12 protein-coding genes are annotated in these 15630 nt (G+C 61.8%); 7 read left to right on the top strand and 5 right to left on the bottom strand.

Translation table 11 applies throughout. The features are described 5' to 3' along the window. The first annotated feature begins 304 nt into the window (after positions 1-304). Genes dnaN through ACXIQ9_RS04350 form a run of 5 tightly spaced genes read left to right on the top strand, consistent with a single transcriptional unit; the run spans position 305 to position 7214 of the window. The gene (dnaN, locus tag ACXIQ9_RS04370) at positions 305-1435 is read left to right on the top strand and encodes a DNA polymerase III subunit beta (RefSeq protein WP_459015865.1); all 1131 of its coding nucleotides are present in this window, start codon (positions 305-307) and stop codon (positions 1433-1435) included. Next, entirely contained in the window at positions 1432-2187 is a 756-nt protein-coding gene (locus ACXIQ9_RS04365) for an RNA methyltransferase (protein ID WP_459015864.1), read from the top strand. The genes dnaN and ACXIQ9_RS04365 overlap by 4 nt, the downstream gene beginning before the upstream one ends. 49 nt (positions 2188-2236) lie before the next feature. Next, the gene (gene purL, locus ACXIQ9_RS04360; protein ID WP_459015863.1) at positions 2237-4576 is read left to right on the top strand and encodes a phosphoribosylformylglycinamidine synthase subunit PurL; all 2340 of its coding nucleotides are present in this window, start codon (positions 2237-2239) and stop codon (positions 4574-4576) included. An 11-nt stretch (positions 4577-4587) separates the two neighbouring features. After that, entirely contained in the window at positions 4588-6102 is a 1515-nt protein-coding gene (gene purF / locus ACXIQ9_RS04355; RefSeq protein ID WP_459015862.1) for an amidophosphoribosyltransferase, read from the top strand. Between the two features lie 26 nt (positions 6103-6128). Next, positions 6129-7214, top strand: coding sequence for a hypothetical protein (locus ACXIQ9_RS04350; RefSeq protein WP_459015861.1), 1086 nt, complete (start codon positions 6129-6131; stop codon positions 7212-7214). On the opposite strand, the gene ACXIQ9_RS04345 is transcribed toward ACXIQ9_RS04350, so the two are convergent. From ACXIQ9_RS04345 to ACXIQ9_RS04330, 4 genes are read right to left on the bottom strand one after another with little or no spacing between them, the layout of a single operon-like run. After that, positions 7202-8386: a hypothetical protein gene (locus ACXIQ9_RS04345; protein ID WP_459015860.1), complete on the bottom strand. Its 1185-nt coding sequence runs from the start codon at positions 8384-8386 to the stop codon at positions 7202-7204. The genes ACXIQ9_RS04350 and ACXIQ9_RS04345 overlap by 13 nt on opposite strands. A 7-nt stretch (positions 8387-8393) precedes the next feature. Next, positions 8394-10223 (bottom strand): aspartate kinase, encoded by a 1830-nt coding sequence (locus ACXIQ9_RS04340; RefSeq protein ID WP_459015859.1) that lies wholly within the window; start codon positions 10221-10223, stop codon positions 8394-8396. A 32-nt stretch (positions 10224-10255) separates the two neighbouring features. After that, the gene (gene holA / locus ACXIQ9_RS04335; RefSeq protein WP_459015858.1) at positions 10256-11236 is read right to left on the bottom strand and encodes a DNA polymerase III subunit delta; all 981 of its coding nucleotides are present in this window, start codon (positions 11234-11236) and stop codon (positions 10256-10258) included. Beyond that, positions 11221-11925 (bottom strand): type II toxin-antitoxin system Phd/YefM family antitoxin, encoded by a 705-nt coding sequence (locus ACXIQ9_RS04330; RefSeq protein WP_459015857.1) that lies wholly within the window; start codon positions 11923-11925, stop codon positions 11221-11223. The genes holA and ACXIQ9_RS04330 overlap by 16 nt, the downstream gene beginning before the upstream one ends. Before the next feature lie 49 nt (positions 11926-11974). On the opposite strand from ACXIQ9_RS04330, the gene ACXIQ9_RS04325 reads away from it, so the two are divergent. Further along, positions 11975-12610: a precorrin-8X methylmutase gene (locus ACXIQ9_RS04325; protein ID WP_459015856.1), complete on the top strand. Its 636-nt coding sequence runs from the start codon at positions 11975-11977 to the stop codon at positions 12608-12610. Here ACXIQ9_RS04325 and mutS read toward each other — a convergent pair. After that, complete coding sequence (gene mutS, locus ACXIQ9_RS04320; RefSeq protein WP_459016088.1) at positions 12592-15303, bottom strand: DNA mismatch repair protein MutS; 2712 nt, start codon at positions 15301-15303, stop codon at positions 12592-12594. The genes ACXIQ9_RS04325 and mutS overlap by 19 nt on opposite strands. A 113-nt stretch (positions 15304-15416) precedes the next feature. Here mutS and psbZ point away from each other — a divergent pair, with 113 nt between their 5' ends. Continuing rightward, entirely contained in the window at positions 15417-15605 is a 189-nt protein-coding gene (gene psbZ / locus ACXIQ9_RS04315) for a photosystem II reaction center protein PsbZ (protein ID WP_010314175.1), read from the top strand. Positions 15606-15630: the final 25 nt, after the last annotated feature.

Here is a 15630-nt window from a genome sequence, read left to right as displayed (position 1 = left end):
GAACCGGAAACCGCTGACGCTCGCTTTCTTTTCCACAATTCCTGGAAAAAGAGGAAAGGGCTCCAATGGCCGGCAGTCCAGATCCTGATTCCACAAGCCTGCGGGCAGCAAAACCCTTTGCAGTCCATGGGAGTTGATGGATTCCCAGGGTTTCCCCAAGCCCTATGACTACGGGTTTGGTTTTCTTTCTTCTTGATCCTTTAATCCTTAATCGGTCGTCTGGGGATTGCCGGGGAACCCGATCGCTCGACCAGTTGCGCTTCCGCTTGGGTTGTGGAAGCGTGGAGGCCCCTTCAGTCCTGCCATGAAGCTGGTCTGCTCCCAGGCCGAACTGAGTTCCAGTCTTCAACTGGTGAGCAGGGCTGTTGCCGCACGTCCCACCCATCCGGTCCTTGCGAATGTGCTGCTGACCGCAGATGCCGGAACGGGTCGCCTGAGCTTGACGGGATTCGATCTGAGCCTGGGCATCCAGACCAGCTTGAGCGCCTCAGTCGCCACCAGCGGTGCCATTACCCTTCCCGCCCGGCTCTTTGGTGAGATCGTGTCGCGGATGCCGGCCGACAGCCCGATTACCCTCAGCTGCGAAGACGGCAGTGAGCAGGTCGAGTTGACCAGCCTCTCGGGCAGTTATCAGATGCGGGGGATGCCCGCCGATGATTTTCCGGAGCTCCCTCTGGCTCAAGCGGGAACTCCGATCAAGTTGGATCCCGAGGTCCTGATCAAGGGTTTGCGCGCAACCCTCTTCGCCAGCAGTGGTGATGAGGCCAAGCAGCTGCTGACCGGTGTTCACCTGGGCCTGGATCAGAGCGGTCTGGAATGCGCCGCCACTGATGGCCACCGTCTCGCCGTCCTGCGTCTGCAGAACGCCTCTAGCAGTGAAGCGGAGCTGGATGTGACGGTGCCGGCCCGCTCCCTGCGGGAGTTGGAGCGGTTGCTCTCCAGCCGCGGCGGCAGCGATGCCGTGAGCCTCTTTTGTGATCGCGGTCAGGTGGTCTTCCAATGGGCTGACCAGGTCCTGACCAGCCGCAGCCTCGATGGCACCTACCCCAACTACCGGCAGCTGATCCCCGAAAGCTTCGGTCGCCAGCTTCAGGTCGATCGCAAGGGTCTCCTGAGCGCTCTGGAGCGTGTGGCGGTTTTGGCCGATCAACACAACAACGTCGTCAAACTCACGAGCGATCCCGCAGCCGGTCAGCTGTCCATCAGTGCGGATGCACAAGACGTGGGCAGTGGCTCAGAGGCCATCGGAGCCCAGGTCACCGGCGACGCCATCCAGATCGCTTTCAACGTCCGCTACGTCCTGGAAGGCCTGAAGGCCATGGGCTGCGAGCAGGTCCAGCTCCAGTGCAATGCCCCCACCACCCCGGTAGTGCTGGCTCCGCAAGACGACTCCAGCTTCACCTACTTGGTGATGCCGGTTCAGATCCGCCAGTGAGCCTCCCCGAACAGCTGCTGCTCAGCGAATTGCTGCGCCGCCGCGTTCGCTGCGATCAGGGCCTCGACCATGGGGTTGGTGTCGCCGCTTGGATGCACCCTCCGGTGCATCGGCTCCTGGGCTGGTTTTCCAAGCCATCCGCCTTGGGTGATCGCCGTGAGGTCTGGCGCCTGAATCAGTTGTGCGGTCTGGCGGAACTGGAGCTCTTTGTCCGTGGGGATGCGGCTCCCACCGAAATCGCAACGATGGATCGCTTGCCCACCTTGATCGAGGCGACCCTCCTCGGCCAAGACGGCGAACCCCTGGGTCAGATCGCTGATGCGGCCGTCGATCTCAGCAGTGGTCAGATCCTCCACTACCTGGTGTCCCGCAGTGATCCGAGGCTGCCCGGTACCAGTCGTTGGCGCTTGGCCCCAGCGCGCATCAACGATCAACAACCCGGAACGGTTTTCACGTCCCTGTCGAGTCTGGATGATCTCCCCCTGGCGAAAGCCAGTGTTCGTCAGGAGTTCCTGCGCCGCTCCCGGCGTTGGCGCGAGCAGATGCAGGAGGAAACCTCCCGCTGGCGCGATCAAGTCCAGAACGCCGGCGATCGTTTTGAAGAGCGGCTCGAGGGGTGGCTGGAAGAACCTCCGTGGGATGAGCGTGAACCAGACGTAGACCGCCCAGCGCGATCCCAGGAGGCCTGGGATGACTGGACTGAAACCGAGGAGCCACCGCCCCGCCGCCATCAGGACGATCCCTGGGTTTGAGAGGGGGTGAGTCGCTCAGCGAGACTGGGATGATCTCGCTCCCTGGTCCGTGGTCGCAGCCCCTGACTACTCCGTTGCTGACGCGCTGAAAAAGGAGAACCTCAGCCAAGCCGACTACGACGAGATTTGCCGCCGCCTCGGCCGAGCCCCCAACCGCGCTGAGCTCGGCATGTTCGGTGTGATGTGGTCCGAGCACTGTTGTTACCGCAACTCCAGACCCCTGCTGCAGGGCTTCCCCACGACCGGCCCGCGGATCCTGGTGGGCCCCGGTGAGAATGCGGGCGTCGTCGACCTTGGCGAAGGCCAACGCCTGGCCTTCAAGATCGAGAGCCACAACCACCCCTCAGCGGTGGAGCCGTTCCAAGGCGCTGCAACGGGCGTCGGCGGCATCCTGCGGGACATCTTCACCATGGGTGCCCGTCCGATTGCCCTGCTGAACGCCTTGCGCTTTGGCCCGCTGGAGGACGAGCGCAACGTGGGCTTGATGGAGGGTGTTGTGGCGGGCATTGCCCACTACGGCAATTGCGTCGGTGTGCCCACCGTGGGCGGTGAGGTGGCCTTTGACGCCAGCTATTCCGGCAACCCCCTGGTCAACGCCATGGCCCTGGGTCTGATGGAGACCGAGACGATCGTCTGCTCCGGGGCCGAAGGCGTCGGCTTCCCGGTGGTGTATGTCGGCAGCACAACCGGCCGCGATGGCATGGGCGGTGCAAGCTTTGCGTCGGCGGAACTGACGGAAGCCTCCCTGGACGATCGTCCGGCCGTGCAGGTTGGCGATCCCTTTTTGGAGAAAGGCCTGATCGAGGCCTGCCTCGATGCCTTCCAGAGCGGTGATGTCGTCGCGGCGCAGGACATGGGAGCCGCAGGTTTGACCTGCAGTTGCTCAGAGATGGCCGCCAAGGGCGGTCTGGGCATTGAGCTGGATCTCGATCGAGTTCCGGCCCGGGAGGCCGGGATGACCCCCTACGAGTTCCTGCTGAGCGAGTCCCAGGAGCGGATGCTGTTCGTGGTGAAGCCCGGGCGGGAAGCGGCGCTGATGGAGCGCTTCACCCGTTGGGGCCTGCAGGCTGCTGTGGTGGGCCGCGTCCTTGAGGACAACATCGTTCGGGTGCTCCAGAACGGCGAGGTCGCCGCTGAGGTGCCCGCCAGCGCCCTGGCTGATGACACCCCGATCAACCACCATGAACTGCTGAGTGAGCCTCCAGCGCCCATTCAGGAGCACTGGCGCTGGTCTGAGGCCCAGCTCCCGTCCGCATCCCCCTCCGGGATCAATGGAGTGAGCTGGAGCGAGACGCTGCTGACCCTGCTGGACGATCCCACGATCGCCTCCAAGCGCTGGGTCTACCGCCAGTACGACCACCAGGTGCAGGCCAACACGGTCGTTCCCCCGGGCGGTGCGGATGCGGCGGTGGTTCGGCTGCGCCCCCAGGCTGAAACCCAGGCCGCGACTCGTGGCGTGGCGGCGGTGGTGGATTGCCCCAACCGTTGGGTGGCCCTCGATCCAGAACGCGGCGGAATGGCGGCCGTGGCCGAGGCCGCCCGCAACTTGAGCTGCGTGGGCGCTGAGCCCCTGGCGGTCACTGACAACCTCAACTTCCCCTCCCCGGAGACCTCAACGGGCTATTGGCAGTTGGCCATGGCCTGCCGCGGTCTCTCCACCGCCTGCTCGGCCCTGGATACCCCGGTGACCGGCGGCAACGTCTCCCTCTACAACGAGACGCGGATGCCCGACGGCTCGATGCTGCCGATCCATCCGACGCCGGTGGTGGGCATGGTCGGCTTGGTTCATGACCTCAGCCAGGTCCGTGGCCAGGCCTGGCAGGACGCCGGCGATGTGATCTGGATGCTCGGTGTTCCTTTGGAAGCGGGAGAGACTCCAGCCGATGGCCGCTTAGGCCTGGCCGGCACGAGCTACCTCGAGCGAATTCATGGAGCCGTCACCGGGCGCCCGCCGGAGATCGACCTGGAGCTGGAGCGCTCGGTTCAGGGGTTCCTGCGCCAGGCCATCACCCAGGGGCTGGTGAAGTCAGCCCATGACCTCAGCGATGGTGGGTTGGCCGTGGCCGCTGCGGAGTGCTGCATGGCCTCTGGTTTGGGTGCCCACCTGGAACTTCCCTCCAGCGCTGCTCGCCTCGATCGCCTGCTGTTTGCCGAAGGCGGCGCCCGCATCTTGGTCAGCGTCTCCCCGGCTCAAACGGTCGCTTGGCAGGAGGCTTTGGCTGCCAGCGGCATTCCCGCGCAGTGCCTCGGTGTGGTGGAGGACGACAGTGAGCTCTCGATCACCCAGGCGGGCGCCAACCTGCTCACCACGCCCATCGCCCAGATGCGCGAACGCTTTGAGCAAGCGATTCCCCGGCGCATTGGCGTCGATCTGCCTCCGACAGCTTGAGGAGAACCCTGATGCACAATGTTGAAGGAAATCTGAAGCTGGGACTTGCTGTGACGGACGCCACGCCCAGCCTCGATCGTCCCGACAAGCCGGAAGAGGCCTGCGGTGTGTTTGCGGTGCTGGCCAGTGACCAGCCGGTGGCCAACCTCACCTACTTCGGTCTGTACGCCCTTCAGCACCGCGGTCAGGAATCGGCGGGCATTGCCGTCTTTGACGATCTCAAGGTGCGGCTGCACAAGGACATGGGGCTGGTGAGCAAGGTGTTCACCCCCGAAGTCCTCGAGCGCCTCCCCGGCCAGCTCGCCATCGGCCACAACCGCTATTCCACGACGGGTTCGAGCAAGGCCTGCAACGCCCAGCCCGTGTTGCTCAACACCCGGCTGGGCCCGATGGCCTTTGCCCACAACGGCAACCTGGTGAACGCCGGGGAACTGCGGACGGCCCTGGCCAGTGATCTCCCAGAAGCGGAATTCACCTCGACGACCGATTCAGAGCTGATCGCCTTTGCGATTCAGCAGGCCGTGGACGCTGGCAGTGACTGGGACAGCGCCATTCGCTCGGCAGCCGGACGCTGCCGCGGTGCTTTCAGCTTGGTGATCGGCACCCCCGAAGGCCTGTTTGCCCTGCGCGACGGCCATGGCATCCGTCCCCTGGTGTTTGGTCACATGGGTGAGCTCAGCGAAGCCCGCTGGGTGGTGAGTAGCGAGACCTGCGGCCTGGACATCATTGGCTCCAGCTTCGATGGGGACATCGAGCCCGGCGAAATCGTCCACTTCCGTCTCGGTGAGTCCGAGCCGGTCCGCAGCCGCTGGGTGGAGGAGCCCTCCAAGCTCTGCGTCTTCGAGATGATTTATTTCGCCAGGCCCGACAGCCGTTTCTTCGGCGAATCCCTATACAGCTACCGGGTTCGCATCGGCGAGGTGCTAGCCCGCGAAACCCCGATCGAAGCGGACATCGTCATCGGTGTTCCTGACTCCGGGATCCCCGCCGCGATTGGCTATTCCCAGTACAGCGGCATCCCCTTCGGTGACGGGTTGATCAAAAACCGCTACGTCGGCCGCACCTTCATTCAGCCCACCCAGGCCATGCGCGAAGCGGGTATTCGCGTGAAGCTCAATCCCCTGCCGGATGTCCTAGCCGGCAAGCGTGTTGTGGTGATCGATGACTCGATCGTCCGCGGCACCACGAGCCGCAAGTTGGTGGCGGCGATCCGTGATGCTGGTGCGACCGAGGTGCACATGCGCATCAGTTCACCGCCGGTGACCCACCCCTGCTTCTACGGGATCGACACCGACACCCAAGATCAGCTGATTGCGGCTCGACTGACCCTCGAGGAGATCTCCGCTCACCTGGGGGTCGATTCCCTGGCCTATCTGAGCAAAGAGGGCATGGTTGAGGCGGCCCACGCCAACGCCGAGAACTTCTGCACCGCTTGCTTTGACGGGGCCTATCCGATTGAGATGGACTCCTCCGTCAGCGGTAGCAAGCTGATGCTTGAGCCCGCTGGAATTGCGGCAACTCTTTAAATTTATTTCAATGACGAACTGCTGAATTGGAGATTAAAGGAAGTCATCCATCTCAGTACTGGAAGTTGTATTGCCAGGATCTTGATGAGGCTCAGTCTTATTTAAGAAAAAGGTTATCATTATCGACTTTGAGTCACAGAGATATTCATGATTCGATTAGTACTGGTTTAGGCCAAGAAGTCGCATCTTTGTTGGAGGCAGGAGATTTCCGCCTTGCCAATATGCCGGTAAATCAATACCGCTTCCGGATTAATCAAGCCACAAAAAATTGGAGATATGCACTTGTTGACTACTTGGGATCAAGCTCTATGAAAATAGCATTGAATGACTGGGAAAGAGCAATAAAGAGTGGTGATATAACGATCCATCTTCATGGTGGAATAGGTGATCATCTTCAACAACTTTCAATGATTGAAGGGATTCAGGATAGCTTCGAATCCATTTCATTAGTCATTCAAAGAAATGCCTATAACACGCTTCGTCAGATTATCCCTGATTATTGCAATGTGCAGTTGGATTTATGTCAAGAATCATCGATGCATCCTTTTCTCGCATCTTTTTTCTTGAATGATGTTTTTACGGCTCGAGACTTTGTTGTTATCCAAAAAGAGTCGTCCGAGATATTGAAGTCAGGATTTATCTTCTGTTGGCAGGCCTATGGCAATTCTGATCTCTATTCAGCGTGGAACCGCTCCATCTCATTTGAAGAAGTCTATCGATTTTATGTTGGTCTTGTTGACCTTGGTGTTAAGCCTTCATGGATGGTTGACATCACATCTTGGCCTGATCATCAGCTTCAACGACTTAGACAGTTAGGCATTGCTTTTTACGATCCCAAGCAAGGGACTGTTGCTGATCTTGTCAAGCTTGCCAAGCAAGCAAAGCGGGTCATCACGATTGATACAGCACTGGCTCACATCTGTGCCGTCTCGCGAGTGGATTGCGACTTGCTTCTCTGTCGCTTCCACGATGAACGCTGGCATGCATTGCTCAGCGATCGTAGTCAGTCCTGTTATGCACGGCATTGCTCCCCAATTCAGCAAGACACCTATGGTGATTGGAGTTCCGTTCTTGACCGACTAACAAAAAAACTGTCGGATCAAATCAAGTAAAGACTGATCTGATCTTGGTTGATCTGAATGTTTTGGAGTGTGGTGAGACCTGATGACTCTAGGTAGAGCAATGTCGAGTTGTCTCTGGTTTCAGTCGTCTTGATTGTCTCTCCTCCTAGTTGGATTCTGTCTCCATCGCTTGGATTGAAATCTTGAATCACATCAATGCCAGCTGAAAGGTGAAAGGTGTCTGCACCGTAGCCACCATGGAGTGAGTCATTACCAGCTCCCCCATCGATCCAATCGTTATCTTGACCGCCAAAAAGGGTGTCATCGCCAAGGTTTCCAAAGATCTCGTCATTACCTTGGTTTCCATTGATCCAGTCGTTATCCTTGCCGCCCAAGAGGGTGTCATCGCCAAGGTTTCCAAAGATCTCGTCATTACCTTGGTTTCCATTGATCCAGTCGTTATCCTTACCGCCTAAAAGAATGTCGTTGCCACCACCACCAGAAATCCTGTCGTTACCCCTTGACCCATTGATCTTTTCTGAATAGTCCTCACCTTGAATGATGTCATCGTCAAACCCATAGAGTTGTAGCTCGCTCCCCCAGTTGCTAACGAGTGCATTGAGATCTGAGTTCGAGTACCAAATCGGCCAGGTCCCTGTTTCGGGTTGTCGGTAGGCCATCACTGTTTCTGCTGGAAACGCGGCTAGCTTGTAGTCAACACTCTGAAAGACGTCACCATCACTGTCGTCAAAGTCATGCTCGAGACCCAACGTGTGACCAAACTCGTGCAGACTTGCATAGTAGGTGTAGGCAGTATTGGCATTAAAAGCCGGGTAGTTGAGTAAGACTTCCCACCAACCCTCGCCTTCTGGGCCACTGTTGTTGGTGATGGCGATGCCAAGGATGACTGAATCTTGTTGACCTAACTCAATTTCTTGATCTAGGTAGAAGTTGATTTGACCTGGAGTGTCGCCGCTTGTGATTTCAAAATCAAGGTCAATGATCTGATCCAGTCTTTCTAGGCTGCTGCTGAGAAATGATTCGAAATCCTGGTTAATCTGTATGGATTGAATGGTTTGGCTACCGAAGTTACCTCCGCCAATTTCAACAGGTCCACCAGCGGTGAACAGGTTGATTGTGATGGAGTTGTCAGGAGTAACAAGCGATTTCGTGAATGCTGTTCCAGCCTCATCAACCAGAAAAACGACTGGGATCTCTGCCATGGTTGATCTATCGGATGTCTGGTGATTCGGTTCCCTGGGCCTGGTGCTTCACCTCGCCCCCGAGGCCAAAGGCGTCGTGGATCACCTGAAGGGCTTTAACGCCCTCACCTTCTGGGACTACACAACTGGTGCGGATTTCGCTGGTGGCGATCATCTCGATGTTGATCTGAGCATCTGCCAACGCACGGAACATCCGACCGGCCGTTCCAGCGGTGCAGGGCATGCCTGCACCGACGGCGCTGATCCGAGCGATCGCCATTCCTTCTTCAAAGCTGGCGCCTGGCCACTGATTCAGTAGCGGTTGCAGGGCAGTTCGCGCACGGCCCAGGTCCTCGCGCTTGAGGCAGAAGCTCATGTCGCGGCTGAGCTGTTCGCCTGAGCCATGGGTGCGTTCGGACTGAACGATGGCGTCCAGGCTCACTCCGGCGTCCGCGAGAGCACGGCAAACCGCCGCAGCCGTTCCGGGCTTATCGGGAATGCGCCGCACGGCGACCTGGGCTTGGTCCCGATCGAGGGCCACGCCGCGCACCTCCGGTTGACCCGCTCCAGAGGGGGCCGGGTTGAGATGCAGCTGCCGCTCGCTCAGTTCAAAGCACTGGGCTGCCGCCTGCAGGGCCTTGTTGCCCTGATGCCCGGCGACCAGGCAGCTCACCTTGACTTCGCTGGTGGCGATCAGGCGCAGGTTGATGCTCCCCTTGGCCAGGGTGTCGAACAGGCGTGCCGCCACCCCAGGACGGCCCATGATTCCGGCGCCAGCGATGCTGAGCTTGGCCATCCCGGCCTGGGTGCTCAGGGTGGCCCCGGCCGCGGCGGCATCCATGGCGTCCAAGACGTTTTGGCAGACCGCCTTGGCCTCCTCCAGTTGTGCCTCAGCCACGGTGAAGGCGATGTCGTTGCTGCTGCCTTCGTGGGTGGACTGCACGATCAGATCCACGCTCAAGCCCGCACCGGAGAGCGCTTCAAACAGTTGAGCCGCGACCCCTGGGCGATCGGGGACATGGGAGAGGGCGAGCACGGCCTGATCGGTCTCCAGCTCGGCGCCGTCGACGGGCTTGCCCAGCTCCAGGCCCTCACCGCTGCCGCGATGGCTGGTGCTGTCGCTGGTCAGCAGTGTGCCCGGGGCATCGCTCCAACTGGAGCGCACCACCAACGGCACGCCGTAGTTCCGGGCGATTTCGACGGCGCGGGGATGCAAGACAGCGGCCCCCAGGCTCGCCAGCTCGAGCATCTCGTCGCAGGTCACCGTCTCCATTAACTGGGCATCGGCCACCTTGCGGGGATCGGTGGTCAGGACGCCGGGGACGTCGGTGTAGATCTCGCAGGCATCGGCTCCAATCGCCGCGGCCAGGGCCACAGCTGAGGTGTCGGAGCCGCCGCGGCCCAGTGTGGTGATCTCGGGAACCCCCGAGAGGCTGTTGCTGGTGCCTTGGAATCCGGCGACCACCACAACGTTTCCGTCGTCCAGCAGCCGGCGCACCCGCTCGGTTTTGATCTCCAGAATCCGGGCGCGGCCGTGGGCGGATTCGGTCAGGATCCCGACCTGGGGTCCGGTCATCGAGACCGCCGGGATGCCCTCGGCATGCAGGGCCATTGAGAGCAGCGCGATCGAGACCTGCTCCCCCGTGGCCAGCAGCATGTCCATCTCCCGCTGGGGCGGGTTGTTGCTGATGGCCTGGGCGAGCCCGGTGAGTTCATCGGTGGTGTGCCCCATGGCCGATACCACGATCACCAGATCGTTGCCATCCTCTTTGCTGGTGGCAATGCGCTTGGCCACAGCCTGGATGCGCTCCACATCGGCCACGGAGGTGCCGCCGAATTTCTGGACCAGCAGGGCCATGGGTGGGCGCAAGTGCGTGATCGACGATTGTCCTATGTCGTCAGTAGGAAGCCATCGCGGAAGGCATCACCGGGGTCGGCGCCGCGCTTGAGGCTGGCCTCCACCTGCAGGAGCTGACTGAGTAGAGCGAGGAAGCGTTCGGGTTTGCGACCTCGGATCTGTTTGCGCATCACGTAGATCCGCTTGGGATTGCCGATCCCGGCAGCTTTAGCGATGGCATTGACATCGCTCTCGCCCTGCTGATCCAGCAGGCTCACCCAGAGCCAACCGCGGATTTGCCCGCAGAGGGTGGCCACGATCCGTAGGGCGGGCTCATTGGCGGCCAGCAGTACATCTACCAGCGCTACGGCCGCCGCAGGTTGCCCCGCCAGCAGGGCATCGCCCACCTGCAGGGCATTGGTGGCCTGGCTGCCAATCAGCGCGTCCACGGCTTGGGCGGTGATGGCCTGGCCTGCTCCGGCGTAGAGGGAGAGTTTTTCTAGCTCGCTAGCCAGCCTGGCGCTGTCGCTGCCGATGGCATCGCTCAGGGCTTGGGCGGCATCGGGCTGCAGTTTCAGGCCCAGCTCCTGGGCCGTGCGTTGCACCAGTTCCACTTGCCCTGATCCATCCCAGATCGGCGGCAGTTGGAAGCTGCGCTCTTTGGCTTCGCCGCTTTTGACCAGTTTTTGCAGGGTCTTGGTGGTTTTGAGCCGCCCATCCGGTTTGGCGGCGTTGACCAACACCAGATGGCATTGCTCCGCCACCAGGTTCAGAGTGGCCTCCAACTGTTCCGCCAGATCAGCCGGGCACTGATTGCAGAAGGGGCTGCGCTGCAACACGATCACCCGATCGCCCCCGCCAAAGGGGGCTGTGCGTGCTTCCTCCAGGGCTTGAGCGGCTTGATTGGCATCGTTGCCATCTAGGCGGCTGAGGTTGATGCTCTGCCAGGAGGGATCGACCTGGTTCTTGACCAGTGCTTCGACGGCCCGACTGCGCGCGGCTTCGTCGTCGCCCCAGATCAGATGGATCGGCATGGCAGCACAGGGTGCAGTGCAGTTTGCGCTAGATCCCCATCGGCTGTGACCAAGACGGCCACCTCGTTCTGAATCGCGGTGGCCAGTTCGATGGCTTGGTGGAGTTCCAGCTCCGGTTCCTGATGCTGCAATCGGCTGGCAGCCAGGGCAAGATCCCCATCGATCGGCACCTGCAGCCACTGCCTGGGGTTCGCAAAGGCGGTGCTGTAGCGCAAGGCCAGTGCTTCATCCCCTTGACGCAAGGCAGTTTCCATGACCTGCATCAGGCTGATGCTGCTGATCACCCCTTGCCAGCTGCCTTGGGCGATGCCCTGAAGGACGGGTTCGAGCACCCGGCTGGTGTTTGGGTCGTCCTGCAGAAAGGCAATGAGCGCACTGCCATCCAGCCCTATGCGGCTGCCGGGTCCCAGTTGTCTGGCTTGAAAGCGTGCGTTTACACGGGCGATCCCAGACGTCCGCTGCCGAGCGCTGCGTTCCTTGGCGCTTCCCTTGAGGCTCAGTAGGTTCTCCATCGCCTCTTGGCTGCTGGGCCCACCGGCCGCGTCCTGCAAGGGGACGATCGCTGCCAGATCCTTGCGGTGGCGTTGGATCACCAGCCGCTCTCCCTTGGAGGCCCGATCCAGGAGTTCTGGGAAGCGTTGACGGGCCTCTTGCACGCCAAACCGCGCAGCGGCGCTCACCTCGTCCATGTCTCGATCTGTTCTTCTTGGATCGTCTCAGCCGGGCATGCTTGTCGCCATGGGACTTGACCATCCGATTTTCAGCGAGAGCCTGCGTCTGATCGAAGCGGCCTTGCCCGATGGGGCTCTGGAGGGTTTATCGGTTCCCGAACGGGATGTGGTGCTGCGCTTGATCCACAGCAGTGGCGACCTCAGCCTGGTTCGGGGGGTGTCGTTTTCAGCTCAGGCCTGTGAACTCGGTCTCTCGGCACTCAGTGCCCAGGCGCCGGTGCTGACGGACACCGCCATGGCCGCGGCGGCGGTGGCTCCGATGGCAAAGCGGACTTTTGGCAACGTCGTGCGCAGCGTGCTCGATTGGGCCCCTGAGCGGGCTCCCGAGGGCGGGACCCGAGCGGCGGTGGGGATGAAAGAGGCCCTGCGCGCCCATCCGGGCGCCGTCGTCTTGATTGGCAGTGCACCAACGGCCTTGGAGCTGCTGTTGGAGCAGGTCCGTACCGACCAGGTGGCAGCGCCTGCCTTGGTGATTGGCATGCCCGTTGGCTTCGTGGGCGTGGCGGAGAGCAAGCGCCATCTCGCTGCCAGCGGCTTAGCTCAGATCCGTCTGGACGGCAGCCGCGGTGGTGCTGGCTTGGTGGGTGCGGCGCTGAACGCCCTGTTGCGCAGGGCTTGGTTGGATCAGGCGGCGTCCGCTTGAACGCTGACGTGGCTGTTGGCCTCAATCCGGCTCAAGACCTGACGCGCCCGCAGCACCACGGGGGCCGGCACGCCGGCGAGCCGAGCGGCCTCGATGCCGTAGCTGCGGTTGGCGCCGCCGCTGACCACCCGGTGTAGGAAGCGCAGGCTTGAACCGGTGTCCTCCACCAGCACCTGAGCGTTCTCGACGTTGCTGCGCTGCTGGGCCAGCGCGTTGAGCTCGTGATAGTGGGTCGCAAAGATGCTGCGGGCGCCGATCTCGCCTGAGAGGTACTCGGCCACGGCCCAGGCGATTGAGAGGCCGTCGAAGGTGGCGGTTCCTCGGCCGATCTCATCCAGCAGCACCAGCGATTGACTGCTGGCGTGGTGAAGGATGTTGGCGGTCTCGGCCATTTCGACCATGAAGGTGGATTGGCCCGCAGCCAGGTCATCCCCTGCCCCCACCCGGGTGAAGATTCGATCGGCGATGCCCAGTCGCGCCCCGTCAGCTGGGATCCAACTGCCGATCTGAGCCATCAGCTGCAGCAGTCCGGTCTGGCGCAAGTAGCAGCTCTTGCCGCTGGCGTTGGGTCCGGTCAGCACCACCAGGTCACAGCCCTCCCCAAGGCTGACGTCGTTGGGCGTGAACGGTTCCTCCACTAGCAGTTGCTCAACTACGGGGTGGCGTCCCCCCTGGATCTCCAGGCAGCGGCTGTCGGGGACTAGTTGCGGTTTGCAGTACCTAGAGGTGGCGGCCACCTCCGCCAGCGACGCCAGGGCATCCAGTTCGGCCACCAGCCGGGCGGCGAAGCGAATTGGCCCGGCCTGCTCGCCTACGCGCTGACGCAGCTGGCAAAACAGCTCGTACTCCCGCTGGGCCGCCCGCGCTTTGAGCTGGAAGATCCGCCCCTCGCGGTTTTTCAGCTCGGGTGTGACAAAGCGTTCCTCGTTGGCCAGGGTCTGCCGGCGAATCCAGTGGTCCGGAACGTCCTTGGCCTTGGATTTGCTGACGGAAAGGAAGTAGCCAAAGGTGCGGTGGTACTGGAGCTTGAGGGTGCTGATGCCGCTGTTCAGCCGTTCCGCTTGCTCCTGCTCGGCCAGCCAGGCGTCTTGGTCGTCCAGTTGGTTGCGCAGGCCATCGAGTTGGCGGTCCACACCGTCGTGGATCAGACCGCCTTCCGTCAGGGTCAACGGTGGGGTGTCCAGCAACTGGTGTCGCAGCTCAGCAGCCAGGGCCTCAAGTTCGCTCCACGGCCTCGCCAGGGCCACAAGGGGTGCACTGGTGACCTTGCCCAGTAGGCCAGCGAGGGCGGGGAGTCGCTCCAGGCCATCGGCCAGGGCCACGAGATCTCGGGCAGATGCGGTTCCCGCGCCGGCCCGTCCGGCGAGTCGCTCGAGATCGCCCATGGGCCTCAGCAGGCGGCGTACCCCCAGCCGCAAGCTGCGGGCCTGGCTGCCGCTCACCAGTTCCCCAATCGCTTCTTGGCGGGAGCGGATCAGTTCCAGATCCACCAGGGGAGCCTCGATCCAGCGCCGTAGGCATCGGCCTCCCATGGCCGTCATCGTCCGGTCCAGGGCCCAGAGCAGCGACCCCTGCAGTCCACCTCCCAATTGGGTCTTGGTCAGCTCGAGGTTGCGCCGGGTGGCTGCATCGAGCACCAGCTGGTCGCCGGCAGTCCACGTCGTGGGCAGCTCGAGGGGGATCTCGCAGCCCGGTTGGGTATCGCTGAGGTAGCGCAACAGACCACCGGCGGCGCGCAGGGCCAAGGGTTGTTCCCCTAAGCCCAAGCCATCGACGCTGGCCAGTGCAAAGCGCTCCAGAACGGTCGTTTTCGACTCGTTCAGGGCGAAGGGGGTGCGGCTGAGGGGCGTCAGCTGCAGGGATGTAGGACACCAAGCAGGACGTTCACTTCCGTCCTCAGGTGCTGGCCAGAGCACTTCAGCGGCTTCCACCTGCAGGAGCTCCTGGTGCAGTTGGTCACTGCCCTCCCGTTCGGTCACCCGGAATTCGCCTGTGCTCACGTCGGCGATGGCCAGGCCCCAGCGCTGTTGCTCAGAGACCACCGCGCAGAGCCAGTTGTTGCGGCGGGCTGTGAGCATCCCCTCCTCCAGTACCGTGCCTGGGGTTAGCACCCGCGTGATTTCCCGTTTGAGCAGCGCCGGCTTTCCGCCGTTTTTGCTGCGCTCAGCGGCCTCTTCCACCTGGTCGCAGAGGGCAACGCTGAAGCCGCGCCCGACGAGGTCGGCGCAGTAGCGCTCGGCGGCGTGATGGGGAATGCCGGCCATCGGCACCCGTCCGATTGCTTTGCCGCCCTCTTTTCCCGTCAGGGTCAGCTCCAGCAGGCGGGATAGGGCAATGGCGTCTTCGAAAAAGCACTCGAAGAAGTCCCCGAGCCGGTAGAGCAACACCCGCTCGGGATGCTCTGCCTTGAGTTCCACGTAGTGGCGCAGCATCGGTGTGAGCTGCTCGAGGTCCACCAGGCTGTGGTGGTGCCAGGCCGGCAGGTCGTCGCTTGTGCTGCGGTCCTCGGTGACGACGGCTTCTTGTTCCTCAGCGGTGCTTTGCCGAACCCGTGGTCTGGACTGGGCATCCCGCTCGAGGGCCTCGTGATCCAGCTCCGAGACAGCTTCTTTGGGTTGGATTGCGGCTGGCTCTGGCTCGAGTCCGAACAGCGAGCCCTGCAGCGCCAACTCGGTTTGGTCGGCCACAGGCAGGCTGTCTTCAACGCGGTCAGATCGTAGGCGCGCCACAACTTGTGAAGGAACCCCAGGGGCCTCCAACCTGCGTGGGAGGATTTGCCAACTGACAGGACGCCACCCCCAGTTCCATGACGATCCTCAACACCCTTTCAGTGCTGGCCCTGGTGGTGATGTCCTTCGCTCTGATCGTGGCGGTTCCTGTGCTGTACGCGAGCGATGACACCAGCGGTCGCTCCAACCGCCTGATCCTGCTGGGCAGCATCGCCTGGGTTGCCCTGGTGCTGGTCAACTGGGGCATGAGCTTCTTCGTCGCTTAATCAGCGCCTGCTTAGGCTGAGCAGA

The organism is Synechococcus sp. LTW-G (assembly GCF_054459035.1).
This window is presented reverse-complemented; position numbering and strand designations above follow the sequence as displayed.

What these genes read in the sequence shown, in the direction of transcription:
- dnaN (WP_459015865.1), top strand. Translation starts at nt 305, where the DNA reads ATGAAGCTGGTCTGCTCCCAGGCCGAACTGAGTTCCAGTCTTCAACTG.
- purF (WP_459015862.1), top strand. Translation starts at nt 4,588, where the DNA reads ATGCACAATGTTGAAGGAAATCTGAAGCTGGGACTTGCTGTGACGGAC.
- ACXIQ9_RS04345 (WP_459015860.1), bottom strand. Translation starts at nt 8,386, where the DNA reads ATGGCAGAGATCCCAGTCGTTTTTCTGGTTGATGAGGCTGGAACAGCA.
- ACXIQ9_RS04340 (WP_459015859.1), bottom strand. Translation starts at nt 10,223, where the DNA reads ATGGCCCTGCTGGTCCAGAAATTCGGCGGCACCTCCGTGGCCGATGTG.
- holA (WP_459015858.1), bottom strand. Translation starts at nt 11,236, where the DNA reads ATGCCGATCCATCTGATCTGGGGCGACGACGAAGCCGCGCGCAGTCGG.
- ACXIQ9_RS04330 (WP_459015857.1), bottom strand. Translation starts at nt 11,925, where the DNA reads ATGGACGAGGTGAGCGCCGCTGCGCGGTTTGGCGTGCAAGAGGCCCGT.
- ACXIQ9_RS04325 (WP_459015856.1), top strand. Translation starts at nt 11,975, where the DNA reads ATGGGACTTGACCATCCGATTTTCAGCGAGAGCCTGCGTCTGATCGAA.
- psbZ (WP_010314175.1), top strand. Translation starts at nt 15,417, where the DNA reads ATGACGATCCTCAACACCCTTTCAGTGCTGGCCCTGGTGGTGATGTCC.